The organism is Flavobacterium taihuense (assembly GCF_019351435.1).
In the GTDB taxonomy this organism is placed as follows: domain Bacteria; phylum Bacteroidota; class Bacteroidia; order Flavobacteriales; family Flavobacteriaceae; genus Flavobacterium; species Flavobacterium taihuense.
Window position 1 is genome coordinate 33,735 of the sequence record NZ_JAHWYN010000009.1, and the last position, 15,685, is coordinate 49,419.

Annotated in this window: 10 protein-coding genes; 1 reads left to right on the forward strand and 9 read right to left on the reverse strand. The window is 34.7% G+C overall.

Annotated elements, in window-relative coordinates; genetic code table 11:
* Nucleotides 1-375: 375 nt before the first annotated feature.
* Together KZH69_RS11515 and KZH69_RS11520 are read right to left on the reverse strand one after the other, a co-directional pair.
* The gene (locus KZH69_RS11515; protein WP_219317595.1) at nucleotides 376-1,770 is read right to left on the reverse strand and encodes a RemA C-terminal-like gliding motility protein; all 1,395 of its coding nucleotides are present in this window, start codon (nucleotides 1,768-1,770) and stop codon (nucleotides 376-378) included.
* Nucleotides 1,771-2,269: 499 nt separating this feature from the next.
* Nucleotides 2,270-7,141 carry a RemA C-terminal-like gliding motility protein gene (locus tag KZH69_RS11520; protein WP_219317596.1) on the reverse strand — a complete coding sequence of 1,624 codons (4,872 nt, stop codon included), beginning with the start codon at nucleotides 7,139-7,141 and terminating at the stop codon, nucleotides 2,270-2,272.
* 733 nt (nucleotides 7,142-7,874) lie between these two features.
* On the opposite strand from KZH69_RS11520, the gene KZH69_RS11525 reads away from it, so the two are divergent.
* On the forward strand, nucleotides 7,875-8,354 hold the full coding sequence (locus tag KZH69_RS11525; protein ID WP_219317597.1) for a regulatory protein RecX: 480 nt from the start codon (nucleotides 7,875-7,877) through the stop codon (nucleotides 8,352-8,354).
* 166 nt (nucleotides 8,355-8,520) lie between these two features.
* On the opposite strand, the gene KZH69_RS11530 is transcribed toward KZH69_RS11525, so the two are convergent.
* The 7 genes from KZH69_RS11530 to KZH69_RS11560 form a co-directional block, all read right to left on the reverse strand.
* Entirely contained in the window at nucleotides 8,521-9,675 is a 1,155-nt protein-coding gene (locus tag KZH69_RS11530) for a beta-ketoacyl synthase N-terminal-like domain-containing protein (protein ID WP_219317598.1), read from the reverse strand.
* A gap of 165 nt (nucleotides 9,676-9,840) precedes the next feature.
* Entirely contained in the window at nucleotides 9,841-11,112 is a 1,272-nt protein-coding gene (bioA, locus tag KZH69_RS11535; RefSeq protein WP_219317599.1) for an adenosylmethionine--8-amino-7-oxononanoate transaminase, read from the reverse strand.
* Between the two features lie 53 nt (nucleotides 11,113-11,165).
* Complete coding sequence (gene bioD / locus KZH69_RS11540) at nucleotides 11,166-11,786, reverse strand: dethiobiotin synthase (protein ID WP_219317600.1); 621 nt, start codon at nucleotides 11,784-11,786, stop codon at nucleotides 11,166-11,168.
* A 54-nt stretch (nucleotides 11,787-11,840) separates the two neighbouring features.
* Nucleotides 11,841-12,224, reverse strand: a complete 384-nt coding sequence (locus tag KZH69_RS11545; protein ID WP_219317601.1) for a GxxExxY protein — start codon at nucleotides 12,222-12,224, stop codon at nucleotides 11,841-11,843.
* A gap of 23 nt (nucleotides 12,225-12,247) precedes the next feature.
* Nucleotides 12,248-13,384: an aminotransferase class I/II-fold pyridoxal phosphate-dependent enzyme gene (locus KZH69_RS11550; RefSeq protein WP_219317602.1), complete on the reverse strand. Its 1,137-nt coding sequence runs from the start codon at nucleotides 13,382-13,384 to the stop codon at nucleotides 12,248-12,250.
* 24 nt (nucleotides 13,385-13,408) lie between these two features.
* The gene (locus KZH69_RS11555) at nucleotides 13,409-14,161 is read right to left on the reverse strand and encodes a porin family protein (RefSeq protein ID WP_219317603.1); all 753 of its coding nucleotides are present in this window, start codon (nucleotides 14,159-14,161) and stop codon (nucleotides 13,409-13,411) included.
* A 59-nt stretch (nucleotides 14,162-14,220) separates the two neighbouring features.
* Complete coding sequence (locus KZH69_RS11560) at nucleotides 14,221-15,342, reverse strand: hypothetical protein (protein ID WP_219317604.1); 1,122 nt, start codon at nucleotides 15,340-15,342, stop codon at nucleotides 14,221-14,223.
* Nucleotides 15,343-15,685: the final 343 nt, after the last annotated feature.

Consider the following 15,685-nt stretch of genomic DNA (forward strand, 5'->3'; position numbering starts at 1 on the left):
AAATATAAACGACATAAGGTCACTTTTCTTTAAAACAAAAAATCATATATTCTTATGTATCGCCTAGGATAAATCGTGTATTGAAAAATGCCAACTCTAATTGTAAAATCCATATCTAAAATTTAATTAATAAGAAATAAACGAAAATATTGCAAATTGCATTAAGCGCATTTTGAAAGTAGCATTACAGGCAGTAAATACCTCACCAAGCATTGAAAACTAGTAATTACTGATGGAAATAAAAATGTAGTGAATCAATCAAAACTTGATTAATTATTGGTTTAAAAGAAATTAATATCAAAAAAATGTTGATCGCAAAAAAAATCCCATCTTGAACTAACAAGATGGGATTTTTAAAACCTTTATATTATTCTATTACCTAAAAACAATTTTGTTAACTGACCATTTCTCATTTTTAACTTGCGTTTTGACCACCAAAACTTTATTAGCTGTTTCTAAATTTTGAATAACAAATTCGACACTATTGATAGCTCTCATTTCATAAAGTAACGTTCCTTTCAAATCATATACCATCACAATTTGAATCATTCCATCAAAAGAATTCACTTTTATTTGACGATTATTGACAGAAACTATTACTGCCTTCCCATTTTTATCCAAATTTCCGTGAGGAACTGCAACTATTGGAGTGGATACAACAGGTTCATCAACAATTGGAACTACTACTGGATCGGTTACCACTGGAACTGTTACAACAGGTTCATCAACAATTGGAACTGCTACTGGATCGGTTACCACTGGAACTGTTACAACAGGTTCATCAGCAATTGGAACTACTACTGGATCGGTTACCACTGGAACTGTTACAACAGGTTCATCAGCAATTGGAACTACTACTGGATCGGTCACAACTGGATCAGTTACTACTGGTTCATCAACAATTGGAACTACTACTGGATCGGTTACCACTGGAACTGTTACAACAGGTTCATCAACAATTGGAACTACTATTGGATCGGTCACAACTGGATCAGTTACTACTGGATCATCAACAATTGGAACTACTATTGGATCGGTCACAACTGGATCAGTTACTACTGGCTCATCAACAACTGGATTACTAACAACTGGCTCCGTCACAACAGGCTCATCGACAACAGGTAATGTTGGAGCAACCGTTTTATCAACATAAACTAATACAAAACGGTCGTCAAACCTTCCTTGCAAAGTTGTGAAACTATAAGAACCGTTTTTCAAATTATGGCATGTACCCGTAGTTTTATCAACAATAAATACATCCTGATTGATAAAAAGACCATCAACATGATCAATGCTGATTTGAAAAGTACCCTCTATTATAGTTCTATAACCTAATGGCACTTCATCTGTATTTAAAAATGGTAAGGCTCTCCCCTGAATGGTAAGATTTTTTCCGTCATTGATGCTGTAAAAATCAGCATACATATTTGCATCATAGCTAATACCATCATACAAATCATCCCACCCATTTGTAGCTCCTGTAATATAACCAACCAATAATTGTTTAAAAACGCCTCCTGCATTAGTTAAATTTAACCAAACTCTATGTTTTTCTCTTATTGTAGTTTTTTTGGCGCTCTCAATCTTGAAAGACTGTTTATTAAAGATGAATACACCATCGATAATTGGTGCATAAGCAGGAGTATGAACATTATTAAACGAAATAGCATTCCCTTGTATCGTTTTTAAGGTATGAGTGCTTAGCTCATTCCCGAAGGACATTTGTGAAATCAAAAAGAGTCCATTAATTAAAAGTAGAATTGTTTTCATTTGAGTAAAGTATTAGATATTATATTCACTATTGAGTTTGTAATAAGCTTATTGATATTCAAAAAAAAAAAGAGTGATGAGATTTATAACTATACTCAAATCACATAATATCATCCATTATATTCTAATCAATATTGAAATTATATGGCTGAACATTTCATTTAATCTTCCCAGCTACTATTAATAAATTAGAGTAATCCAAATGACTAATAGCCTAGTTATGGTAACCTAAAAAATGTTTTTATCTTACTTTATCAACAAAAGCTAACCAATTGGTTTTAAGCATTAAATACATTTTCATAACTAAATCAAATTTATAAAATGAAATCGAATAAATCGAATAAAAGCACATTTTATCGATGAATTACATCAAAAAATAAAAATTATAAAATTTTAACTACAAATAATAACATAAAACAAAAAAACGTAATAAAATTATTCATATCAACAAAAAAAACGTCTTGTTGTCAAGACGTTTTTTATAAAATTAAAAAATTTATTATCTAAAAATAATTTTATTACCCACCCATTTTTCCTTTTCAAGCTGAGTGTTTATTATTAAAACTTGATTAGCTGCTGCTAAATTTTGAAGAATAAATTCAGTTCCGGATATATCCGTATTTTCATATAAAAGCCTTCCTCTCAAGTCATATACTTTTACAGCAGATATCATTTCAGTAAAAGAATTAATTTTTATTTGATGATTCTTTACTGACACGATAACTAATTTCTCATTGCTATCAAAACTTGCAGTATCTAATACAACTTTTTCAGTGTATCGCAAAACAAAACGATCTTTGAATTCCCCTATTAGTGTAGCAAAAGAGTAAGATCCATCTTTTAAATTATAAATTACATTGGCAACCTTATCTTCTAGATAAACTGCTTTATTAACAAATGCCCCATCAGTATGATCAATACTTATAGTAAAAGTTCCTTCTAAACTCGTTTTATATCCCAGTGGAATTTCATCTGTTTGATTAAAAGGCAAGGCACGACCCTGAATTGAAAGTTCTTTTGAGTCGCAAAAACTGTAAAAGTCTGCATAAGCATTTCCATTAAAACTAATACCGTCATATAAATTGTCCAAACCGTTTGTAGCTCCTTCAACATAACCGACTAATAATTGCTTAAAAACACCATCATCGTTAGTTAAATTCAACCAAACCCGATTTTCAACGACGGATGGGGATTCTTTAGCATTAAAAATCTTAAAAAATTGGCTATTACTTCCCAAAACACGCATTGAATTATTAAATTCAAAATTTCCTAAAGCATTACTTCCAATAAAAAACGACTGTCCTGCAGCTATTTTCCCAGATGGAACATCTCCTCCCGAATTTGCAACAGTTCCTCCTGTTAAATTGTAGGTGGCATAATCATTTGACGTATATTTATAAACACCACCGCTTTTTGTGGGTGTCGAATTGTGAGTCCAAAAATACAAAGCACCATATAGTACCGAGCTATTCTTTTGCATAAACAATTTGGCATCTACTGCTGATGGATAAGGATTCCCAATTAAATTATTTTGCGATGGTTGAACAGGAATCGTTACAATGCCATTATAAGGAATTCCTTTAAATTGAACAGGCTGTTCATAAGTCGCACCTGACCAATATTCGCCGTTAAGATAAACAACATCTGGTTTAGGAACCCGAACTATAAATCCTTTCCCGGCAGAATTCATAGTATTATTCCCGTTTTCGGCGACCCATTTGTTATTAGCATAACTAAAATATTTATCAGGCCAAGTATTTGGAGACAATACATTCAGAACTTGATCCTTTACAGGTGATGACCAATAAGTAAAATCAAAATTTTTCATTGGTTTAGCAATGCGTTTATAGGTAATAATGCCCGTATTTACAACAGCATCATCTACCTGAACTAAACTCGAATTGTTCTCAAAAGTTAAACTGGCTGCGGACGAAATATCAAGACTTTCCTGTATAGACAATACAACCCCCGAATTAATAATGATAGAACCCGTATTTACTTGACAAGAACACATATTCAAATCGGAACCAACAGTAAAAACATCACTTACACCTCCATTAAAAACTACATGTTTTAAAACTGTCGGAGTTCCATTAGACCATACACTCCCATCCCATGATGTTGTCGAAATAGGAGATGCATTGACAACAATGTTAGAAGAATTTGCTGAAAAACAAACCCCTTCAGAAACTGCACAGGTGTAAGTTCCAGACGCTAAGCCAGGAATGGTTATGGTTCCTCCACTACCTGAATACGATTCTCCTGAATTGAAATTTAATGTCCAACTCCCAGTTGGCAATCCGCTTAAAGCAACACTTCCTCCAGGCAAAGCACATGTAATTTGTTGTATCGATCCTACAATTGGTCCAGTTGGTCCAGTACTAATAATTACTGCTATTATATTTGACGGCGCAGCAACTGTACCACAAGTTACATTGTAAGAACGCACTCTATAATAATAAGTAAACCCCGACGCTAATGAACTAACTGTAAGAGATGTAACATTCCCAACACTTAAGTTATTAAAACCCGATACAAAAGTACTAAATGCCGAATTTGTAGATATATCCAAATAATAAGCTGTTGCCCCTGAAACTGTATTCCAATTAGCCGTAAAGCCATTGCACAACACAGCAGTTGCATCTATAGCAGTTGGTGAATTTATTTGTAAAGTTGCATATGTAATAACATTAGAGTACGCACTCTCTCCACAACTACTGTGTTTATGAACTCTATAATAAATATTTCCTGGAGGCAATCCTGTTACCACATAACTAGTTACGTTACCTACACTAAAATCGTTAAAACCTGAAACAAAAGTTGTAAAACCATTATCTGTTGCAACATCTAATGAATAGCTTATTGTACCTGCAGATGCCGTCCAATTTGCCGTAAAAGTATTGGTGCAATTTGCTCCAGAGCCAGCCAATGCAGTGACTACAGGTGCAGACCCAACAGTAAAAATAGCTGCATTAGGGCTGCTTACTCCAATTAAAGAAACTGTAACTTTATAATCACCAGGAGATAAATTAGTTAAATTCTTAGTAGTAGCGGAAAAAGTTGCATCTCCTATTTTTTGCCAATAATAATTATATGGATCAATCCATTCTGGTGTGTTTTGAAAAGTACCGTTGTTTCCAGAAGGGTAGGAAAAAAGAGTAGTTCCAGACCCTATAAAAAAATTATAACCCGCAATGATTCCTGCTTCATAACCTGAATATGTAGTAGGCCCAATAGCCTTATAGGTTATTTCAACAGCTGAAAGTGCTGTACTAAAAAGTCCCAGTTTCATTACTTGACCCGTAAATGAATCCCCAGTAGCATTATAAACACCACTTCCTATCTTAGCATTAGAACTGGAACTGCCATAATTTGCGGTAGTAACAACTCCTCCTGTTACAGCAACACTAGCTCCGTTTAAATATATTTTGATAATAGATCCATTTCCCACCACCGCTATGTGATGCCAAGCACCATCCCCTAAGGAAGCAGGAAGCGCCGCTGTAACAACTCCTGTTGCCGCTGTCCATAACTCTATAGTTGTTGAATTGGCAAAACCAAACTCTATAGCATCATTTTGCCCAAACAAGCTCATTCTTCCAGTAACATCAGCAATATTAAATTTTATCCATCCTTCAATAGTGAAAGCACTTTTATTAGACAACAAAGGGCTTCCCAAATCAATATAATCATTATCGGCTCTAATAAATTTTACAGCATTGTTCATATTTGTGACGGTAATAGCACCATCAGTACCACTTGCACATGAGGCCTCTGTAACCGTAGCTGTAGGCACGGGCAACAAAGGGAAAATAGTCATAACCGCTGTTGCATTAGAACAGCCAGCCACAGTATAAACTATGGTATAAGTACCTCCTGCACTTGTAGCTAAATTTACTTCGCCAGTTGACGAATTCAAAATCAATCCAGGAGGCGAGGAAGTATATGTACCTCCAGTAGCTCCAGTTTGTGTAACTCCAACTTTTCCAATGGCAATATATGCGTTCCCTGGATAAGATATTATAGGAGGTGGCGTAAATTGATATACTTGTCCTGAAGCAGGTTTAGTAGCTATATTAGATGTGAATGTTCCTGTTTGAGCAGTAGGACTTGTACCTGAATTGCTTAGCGTTAAATAATTACTATTGGCATCATAAATACCAATAGTGGCCGAAGCATTAGTTACTGCAGCTGCACCTTGATTATAAATATATTCAATTCTATTAGATCCCTCATAAAGCCATACTTGAAATGATATAACATCACCCATGTTTTGATAATCCCACTTTTGTTTGTACCATTCTAATTTAAATATTCTATTGGGGGCAACTCCTGTTGTACTATACCTCGGCTTTACAGTACATCGCAAATCATCCCATAGAGGCATCAAAATTGGTTTGGATACTGATGCATTAGCAACAGTATTTGTATAATTTTGAGCAGCTGTAACCGTAGCAGATCCAAAACTGAGCCACCCATTACTGGAAACCCTTACATCGGTGTAAACGTTTCCACCAAATGCAAATGGAAATTGCAAGGTGACAGCTGTTGAAATGGCATCATCTTCTGATGCCGTAATTCCCACAACATCTGTAGCACCTGCCAAAATTTGATACGTTGCTGTTGTTGTTGAAAAACAATATTTACTAGCTTCCAATCCTGTGGCTGGAGGAGGAGTAAATCGATAAATTTGACCCGTTGCTGGTTTAGTGCTAATGTTGGACGTAAAAGTATTATAATCCGCAGTGGGTGCTGATCCAGAATTGTTAAGCGTTAAATATTTCCCATTGGCATCACAAATACCTATTGAAGCACCACCCGAACCATTCATTATAGCTGTAGCGCCTTGATTATACAAAAACTCAATCACATTTGTAGTTTCAAAAAACCAAATTTGAAATGAAACTACATCCCCCGAAGATTGAGCGTCCCATTTTTGCTGACTCCATTCGACTTTAAATCTTCTATGAGGAAAAATTCCTGTTGTTACATATCTTGGTTTTACCGTACACATCAAATCATCCCACAAAGGGAATAAAACAGGTTTTGCAACACCTGCATTTACCAGTGAATTGACACTGTTTTGGGCATCCGTAACCGCAGCTGCACCAAAACTCAGCCACCCATTAGGCGAAACTTTGATTGCAGAATAGGATGTGCCAGCAAAAGTGAATGCAAACGGCAGCGTAATACTCGTAGACACTCCCGTATCTGCTGTTGCCCCTAGTGAAGAATCAACTACTCCCGGAACTCCGGTAAGGGAAATATAACTTCCTTGCACGGCGGTAAAAGCATAACTACTTGCCGATTGCCCAAAAGATTTTTGTGCAATAAACAACAAAACAATAATTAAAAGTAGATTTTTTTTCATTTTGATTTGGGTATTAAAATTTATATTCACTTTTGAATTGGCTCATAAAATCGTCGAATAGTGTTAAAAAAGAACTGAAATTGATATTTATAACTGTCATTAATAAATGACTATTCATTCTATTTAGTCTAATAATTATTGATAAAACACTATTATATCTTCTGCAAGGTTATGCCGTTGAATATTGATTTTCCTATCAATATTCGTGAGGAAAACAGCAAATTATAGTAATCTAAAATTCGTTAAAAAAATAATTTCATACTACTTTACTACAAAAAGTTAATTAATTGATATTAAGCATTAAACTAAATATCTCTAACTATATCTAATCTAGTGAATGAATCCTTATAAATCGAAAAAAAACACATTTTATCGATTAAATACGTTATTTATATAATATTATCATATTTAACGTACAAAATTTAAATAAAATATAACTAGGAAAAAGTTCTATAAATAAACAACAATCGAAACAAAAGCAAGAAGTCGAAATGAAGAGTTAATGCAACTACAAAACAATTTAATTTATAGTAAAAATCCATTGATTTAAAAGTTATGAATCTCAATCTATACGATAGAATACAGTTCTATATAACTAACAAGTGTCAGGCAAATTAATCTTATCAGATTTGGGATATCAAACCCTAACTGCATTAAAAAAAACAAGTTCTCCATCACAAAGGAATGTTCTACTTTTGCTTTAGCTAATCCAATACAAAATTGACATTTTACTATGAAAGAAGTCTATTCCCTCAAAGAAGCCAAATTAAAAATAGAACATTTTTGCGCTTATCAAGAGCGCTGTCACGAGGAAGTGGTGTCTAAACTGTGGAGTATGAAATTGGGTACAAACGAAATAGGCGAAGTTATTGTGCATCTTATTGAGCACAATTTTCTCAACGAAGCACGGTTTGCCTGTAGCTTTGCACGTGGAAAACACCGCATGAAACATTGGGGGAAAATCCGAATTACCAATGAATTGAAAATGCGCAAAATCAATCAAACCTTGATTAATCTTGCACTAAAAGAAATTACACCAGAAGAATATCTAGAAACATTTGAAAATCTAGCCGAAAGAAATTGGGATTCCATTTCAGAAAAAAATGCCCTGAAAAAAAGAAAGAAATTTTGCGATTATATGCTTCGCCGTGGATTTGAGAGTAATTTAATTTATGATAAAGTTCGAGAATTGGAGAATAGAAACACCAATTAAACAAATTCGATTTCGCAAAGATTCACAAAGAAAAAATACAGGGAAACACATAACAAATTAATTGTTTGAGTAAAAGCTATACATCGTATTTCTTCTACTCACACATTAAAAAAACTTTTTGTTACTCTGCAAAACCTTCGCAAATCTTGACTAAATAGCCCAACTTTTATAAACTCAAAAGCAGACTTACCGCATTTCCTCCAAAACCAACCGCATTAACCAAAACTTTCTTGATTGGTTTCTTTTGTTTTTGTGCTTTCGCAAAAGGAACACCAATGAACTTATTGTGTTGCATCATCAAAATAGCCATTTCCATGCTCAAAATTCCCGAAGCACCAAAAGTGTGGCCTATTTTCCATTTATTGGTTGTTAATAAAGGTAGGTTTTCACCGAAAACCTTCTGAATTGCTTTATACTCGGTTAAATCACCTTTTATAGTTCCTGGAGCATGCATTACGATGGCATCTACATCGGAAATATCAATATTCTGCAAAGCCATTTTCATCGATTTCTGAAAACAAGTCGCTTCTGCCGAAATAGAAATATTGTGTTCTAAAATCTCAGTAGCATAACCAACACCTTCGATAAAAGCTAGTGCATTTTCTTTCTTTCCCATTTCGAGGCAACACACTCCTGCTCCTTCACCCAAAATCATGGTATTTTGCTTTTTATCCAAATCCAAAGCTCTATTAGGATATTGCTCTTCGCTTTTGGAATAAATTTTCAAAGCTCGCATTTGCCCAATCGTAAAATCGGTCAAAGGTGCTTCACTGCCACCAACGAGAAATTTATCGGCCATACCTGCTCTCAACCATGCCACACCATTAAGTACTGCATGCAAAGCTGTTGAACAGGTTATGGAATGTGAAATTTCGGGTCCCGTACTTTGCAAATCATGACCGACCCAAGAGGAAATATTGCCCAAAGTGGTGGTTGGCGAAGCCAAGGTTTGTGCTTTGCCTGTTTCTAAGTATTCCTGAAAATGTTTTTCAAATAAATCGGTTGCCCCACGAGAGGAACCAATGTTGATTCCAAATTCATCTCCTTTTGTCCAACTCGCCTTTTGAACTGCTTTGCGAGAAGCTACCATCGCATACAAAACTGATTTATCCAACGATTTGTACTTTATATCCGATTGCCTTAAAGCCTCAACTTCATTTTTGGAATTACTATCAAGAGCAGCCACTAAGGTAGTACTATGATCTAAAAATTGTTTGGAGAAACAAGGAATGTCCGAAAGGTAATTTTCCCAAATCGTTTGAGGTGAATTCCCTAATGAAGAAATCGAAGCTATGGCTGTTATGGAGATTGTTTGTGACAAAATATTCAATTCTGGTTTAACCGCAAAGGTCGCAAAGTTTTACGCAAAGTTCACAACGGATCTTAATTTTATAACAACAGAAACGAACGAATTGTTATAATTATAAATCTAAAAAATCCTTTGCAGTTCTTTGCGCTTTCTCCAAGAATCTTTGCGCAATAACTTTTAAACTATTTCCAAAGCGCTTTCCACTACTTCATACACTTTTTGCAATTGTGCATCGGTAATCACATAAGGAGGCAAAATGTAAACGATATTCCCAACAGGACGCAGAATCACTCCCTTTTCAATAAAAAAATCATAAAGTCTATTTCGTAAAGTCCCGTAATAGCTAGCAGAGGTTTCAGTTTTTATTTCCAAAGCAAAAATTACGCCCAAAACTCTAGTTGTTATAACCATAGGATGATTTTCAACACGTTTTTTGAAATCCAAATGGCTTTTATTGATTCGGATCAGATTATGCTGCATTGCTGATGTTTCCAACAAAGTCAAACTAGCCAATGCAGCTGCGCAACCCGTAGGATTAGCCGTAAAGGTATGGCCGTGGAAAAGTGCTTTATTGATATCCTCATCATAAAAAGCATCAAAAAGGTCTTGGGTAAAAGTCGTAATCGCCATAGGAATTGTTCCTCCCGTTAGCGCTTTAGACAAACACATCATATCAGGTTTTTGCGTCAAATAATCGCAGGCAAATGCTTTACCTGTTTTTCCAAAGCCCGTCATCACTTCATCAGCGATGGTGAGTACATTATTATCATGACAAATTTGAAGCAATTGATCCAACGCTTCAGGTTCATACATCACCATTCCGGCGGCTCCTTGCACCAAAGGTTCAAATATAAAACCAGCGCAATTATTGTTTTTAATAACTTCGTGCAATGCATCAAAACTAGCTTGCTCCTTTCCATTAACAGGAACAGGAATCCGAACTACATCAATAAACATTCCTTGAAAAGCTTGTGTATAAAACGAAATTCCACTAGCTGCCATCGCGGCAAAAGTATCGCCGTGAAAAGCATTTTCAAAAGCAATAATGGTGGTTCTCTTTTCCCCTTTATTATAAAAATACTGCAAAGCTACTTTAATTGCCACTTCAACCGAAGTCGAGCCATTATCCGAAAAGAACACTTTCTTTTGATTATCAGGTAAAATAGCCAATAGTTTTTCGGCCAAAATAATAGCAGGTTCATGAGTAAATCCTCCAAAAAGAACATGCTCCAATGTTGTCAATTGTTTATAAATGGCATCGGCTATAAATTTATTAGAATGGCCATAAGGATTGACCCACCAAGAGGCGATGGCATCTATGTATTCTTTTTGATTTTCATCCCAAAGCAAAGCGCCTTCGCCTTTTGTGATTGCTATAGGAAGCGCTGCTGTTTTATGTTGTGTATAAGGGTGCCAAAGATGTTGCCCGTCTCTTTCTATTAAACTCATTTGATTCTTACTTTTAAATTCCAAATTGAAATTAATTTTTGATATTGAAATTGCTATTGAAGTTCCAGCAGATTTTCTCGAAATAAATCTGCATATTCTTTGATTACATTTTGGTCAAAATAAGGCTCTTGATCGATTCGTCCAATGCACTTTATTCCTGTCTTATTCAAAATAATAGATTCCGTCGAAGGATTTTTATTGCCCGAAAAGATAATTCCTCCAATCATCATTTTGCGATTAATCAAGGCTTCAATGGTAAGCAACGTATGATTAATACTTCCCAAATAATGTCTGGAAACCACAATTACTTTATAATCGGGCTGAATTAAATCGATAACACAATCCGTACCATTCAAAGGCACAAAAACACCTCCCGCTCCTTCTATTACCAAATGATTTTGGATTTGTGGCTCTTTTATTTGCTTCAAATCAATGGTAACTCCATCAATTTCAGCGGCAAGATGTGGACTTGCAGGAGTATTTAGCAAATAACTATTGGGATGAATTATTGTCCTTTCGTTAGATACAAAAGATTTAACTTTATGGCTATCGGAATGGTCAACATCTCCAGCTTGAATGGGTTTCCAATAATCAGCTTCAAGAGCTTCAACAATAATAGCCGAGGCAACGGTTTTGCCCACATCGGTAGAAATTCCTGTAATAAATAGTTTCATATATTAGCCCACGGATAACACTGATTTAACAGATTATCACTGATTATTTAATTGTTATTTTTTGTCATTTGTATATATAATCCGTTTGAATTCTGGATCTTCTCCGAAATTTAAGACTAATCCAACTTCAATTTCTGTTGCCTTCAAATAATTCATTAATTGTGCCACATGAACATTCATAAGCAATTCACAAGCTTTAAGTTCAACTATGACTTTGTCTTCAATTAACAAATCAGCATAATATTCACCAACTAATTGATTCTTAAAATAAACTTTAATTTGCTTTTGAGCTTCAACTTTATAGCCTAGGGATCTTAGTTCAAAATACATCGCATTTTGATACACCTTCTCCAAAAAACCATAACCGAGTTGATTATAAACCACATAATAAGCTTTCAAAATTGAATCTGTTACATTTTTATAAAGTAAGTCTCCCATAATAAATCTGTGTCAACCATGGGCTAATATACAAAGCTACTCAACAACGTCAATACTTTGCTTATATCTTCTTTAGTATTATAGCTATGCAAACAAAAACGCAACCTTTCCTGCCCTTCGGGAACGGTTGGCGAAAGTATCGCTTTAACATCAAATCCATTTTCTTGCAATGCAGCAGCAATACTTTTTACTTTCTCATTTCCAGGAATAATCACACTTTGGATAGCCGATTTACTACGAACAAAAAGCGGATTCAAATACAACATCTTTTTTATCTGATTAAAAAAGACAATATTCTCCCGAAGAGATTCGAGAGTGTTTTTATCTTTTTCTAAATGCCGATAACCCAATAAAATAGTAGCTACTGAATGTGGAGAAAGTCCTGTGGTATAAATGAAACTTCGGGCAAAATTAATGAGGTAGGACTTTAATTCATTCGAACCCAAAACCACTGCTCCATGACAGCCCAAGCCTTTACCAAAAGTCATAATTCGGGCAAATATTTTGTCTTGCAATAGCAAATGCTGAATTAAACCTTCCCCTTTTTCTCCAAAAACTCCCAAAGCATGTGCTTCATCAACTACTAAATAGCAATTGTATTTTACAGAAACAGCAGCCAGTTCTTCCATATTTGGACAATCTCCGTCCATAGAAAAAACCGATTCGGTTACGATGTAAATTAAAGAGTTAGGATTCCGTTGAATCAACAATTCCAAATCCTCAAAATCATTGTGTTTGAATTTGTAAGCCTTAGCATTAGATAATTGAATTCCGTCCCGAATGGAAGCATGACAAAGCTCATCATACAAAATCAAATCACCTTTTTGCGGAACTGCACTAAAGAAGCCTACGTTTGCATCATAACCGGAATTGAATATCAATGCCGAATCAGATTGATGGAATTGAGCAATATAATTCTCTGTTTCTGTATATAAAGAGTGATTTCCTGAAAGTAAACGCGATCCAGTAGCCCCATTGCTTTTCATACCTCGATCTAATAAAAATTGATGGGTCTCGCTAAAAATCGCTTCGCACTTTGAAAAACCAATATAATCATTCGATGCAAAATCGATCAAATCATTCTGTTTCGGAAGTAATCGTAATGATTTATTTTGCTTTCGTGTTTCGAGTTTGTCGCTAAGTTTTTTTGGAAAATTCATAAAAGCAAAGTTATAAAAACGAACTTAACTTTTAGGCAAAGTGCCTTTCTCTTCTAATGCTTTCTTTTCTGCTGCTTTTTTAGCTGCTTTGCCTTTCCCAATAGGAAGTCCAGCAGTTACATATAACGAACGATTGTATTGGTCTTGATTAATATCTCCCTTCAAAAGAGGCACTAATCCATAATAGTATTGCAATCCTAGATTGATGCCACTACCAACTTTTAATCGATACCCAAGACCAACAGCCAGACCAGCATCAACAACATGAATTTTATCTCGTATATTGTTTTTATAAACTACATCTTCGCCATCGTAATTTTGATGGAACTCATCAAACGCTCTTGACAACAAACCTAATTGAGTTCCAGCCTTGACATAAATATTATTATCAAACTTGTATTTTATCATTAAAGGAACATTAAAGTAATTTATTTTTCTTTTAACGGATCCTTCGGCAAATACGGCATCCAATTTTTCGTCATTCAATGAATAAACAGCAATCCCTTCTGCACCCATTGTCGACTTTACGATAACTCCTGTATTGAAAATCCAAGAGGGATTTTTCAAATTAAAATCAAAATAAAAGCCCAAATTAAAATCGGTTCTATAATCTGCATTATCCAGATTTGAAATAGTAGAAAAATTAGCACCTCCCTCCAAACCAAATTCAATATTGGGTGAATTCAATTTATCACCAAAAATAAGCGAAATTAAAACTTGCGATTGAGCAGCATGAAAATTAAAAAACAATGCAACGAAGAATAGAACTTTTTTCATGTTTTGATATTTATCAATTTTATTAAAACTCAATTCTACTTTTTTTCTGAATCATTAAATTACAATCCGAAACGGTATTGAAAACTTGTCATGAACTGGGTACGGGTTCCTAAAAAACCACATTCGGCTCGTAACATGAAGTGTCTGCTGAATTGATATTGAGTTCCTAAAATGAAATTCCACATATCTTTAGGCGCTTTTTCAAGGGAATACTGTACTGTAGAAGTTTCGGCAGTACTCAATGCCCCATCAATCCCATTCAAAAGATTCCCAGCTGTATCTAATGCTCTATTAGCCGTTTCGTATTTCGCTTTATTGGATGGTTTTGCTTGTTCGGCACTAGATAAACTATTCCACCAATCGTTCACTTGCGTTTGCTTGTCATTTACCGTAGCCAAACCCTGATCCACATTGGCCTGAGCGCCATCAAGAGACAATACATCAGATAAAGCCAATGAACCATTTGTACCACTCTTTAAATGTACCCTAAATGCACCTGCCCAAACCGCAATATTGGTATCAGGTTTATTTAATTTAAATGTTTTTCCTAGTCTTGGACCAAAAACAAAACTAAGAGCTGGTTTGTCGAGAGCATTTATGTCAGTCCATGCCACATTCATGTCAAGGGCTAACCAACCTCCGCCAATTCCAATCGTAGGAGTCATTCCCAATCCAAAAGTTGTCCCTTCAAAATCAGCCTTTGATTTAAATGAAGTGACTTCTGACCAATTATTGTCCGCATCCGGAATCCAAACTCCTGCATCAATAGTGGTAGACATTCTAGTTTTTCCGAAAATACCATAAACATTCAAAAAAGGGAACAACCAAATATCTGGTCTAACATTGACTGCATATCCCGATGCTACGGCACTATTAAAGCGTATAATTTGATCCAAATCGTACATTGGCCCATTATTGAAACCAACTTCCAAATTTTTTATGGTTAAATCGGATTCTTGCCAAAAGTAATTTATCGAAAGACCCGCAGAATAGGGCAATTGATATCCTTTTTGAGTTGCTTTTTCTCCCCATATAGGCAAAGAATAAGGATACTCCTCTACTTTAAGACTATCCAAGAGAGCTGTGTTTTTTTTGCCTACCACTTTATTAGTGTAAACCTGAGAAAAACCTATAGCGCTTATTAACAAAAAAAGAAATATTAAAAATTTATTATTTTTCATTGTACAAAATTTAAATTATTTATACGCTTTAAAAATCATAAGGTAAAGTTAAAAAAAATAATCTGCCAAATTTTGTTATCTCTATATATTTTAATCACCAGTTAAAATTTAAGCATAAAAAAAGCCTGACAAAAGTCAGGCCTTTTTATTTAAAATAGAATTGTCTTAGTCCGCTAAAACAATTACTTTATTGTCTTTTAACTCAAGAGTACCTGAGGCAATTTCTAAAGTATAGTTTTGATCATTTACTTTGGTAAACAAACTGGCAGTTTCTTCGTTTAAATTAAAACCGGGGGAAGTAATATTCTAAGATGTAATCTTTTTGACTACGTTTTAAAGCACT

Excerpts from the sequence above, each read along its gene's own strand:
- KZH69_RS11515 (WP_219317595.1), bottom strand. The coding sequence starts at position 1,770 with ATGAAAACAATTCTACTTTTAATTAATGGACTCTTTTTGATTTCACAA.
- KZH69_RS11520 (WP_219317596.1), bottom strand. The coding sequence starts at position 7,141 with ATGAAAAAAAATCTACTTTTAATTATTGTTTTGTTGTTTATTGCACAA.
- KZH69_RS11525 (WP_219317597.1), top strand. The coding sequence starts at position 7,875 with ATGAAAGAAGTCTATTCCCTCAAAGAAGCCAAATTAAAAATAGAACAT.
- bioA (WP_219317599.1), bottom strand. The coding sequence starts at position 11,112 with ATGAGTTTAATAGAAAGAGACGGGCAACATCTTTGGCACCCTTATACA.
- bioD (WP_219317600.1), bottom strand. The coding sequence starts at position 11,786 with ATGAAACTATTTATTACAGGAATTTCTACCGATGTGGGCAAAACCGTT.
- KZH69_RS11545 (WP_219317601.1), bottom strand. The coding sequence starts at position 12,224 with ATGGGAGACTTACTTTATAAAAATGTAACAGATTCAATTTTGAAAGCT.
- KZH69_RS11550 (WP_219317602.1), bottom strand. The coding sequence starts at position 13,384 with ATGAATTTTCCAAAAAAACTTAGCGACAAACTCGAAACACGAAAGCAA.
- KZH69_RS11555 (WP_219317603.1), bottom strand. The coding sequence starts at position 14,161 with ATGAAAAAAGTTCTATTCTTCGTTGCATTGTTTTTTAATTTTCATGCT.
- KZH69_RS11560 (WP_219317604.1), bottom strand. The coding sequence starts at position 15,342 with ATGAAAAATAATAAATTTTTAATATTTCTTTTTTTGTTAATAAGCGCT.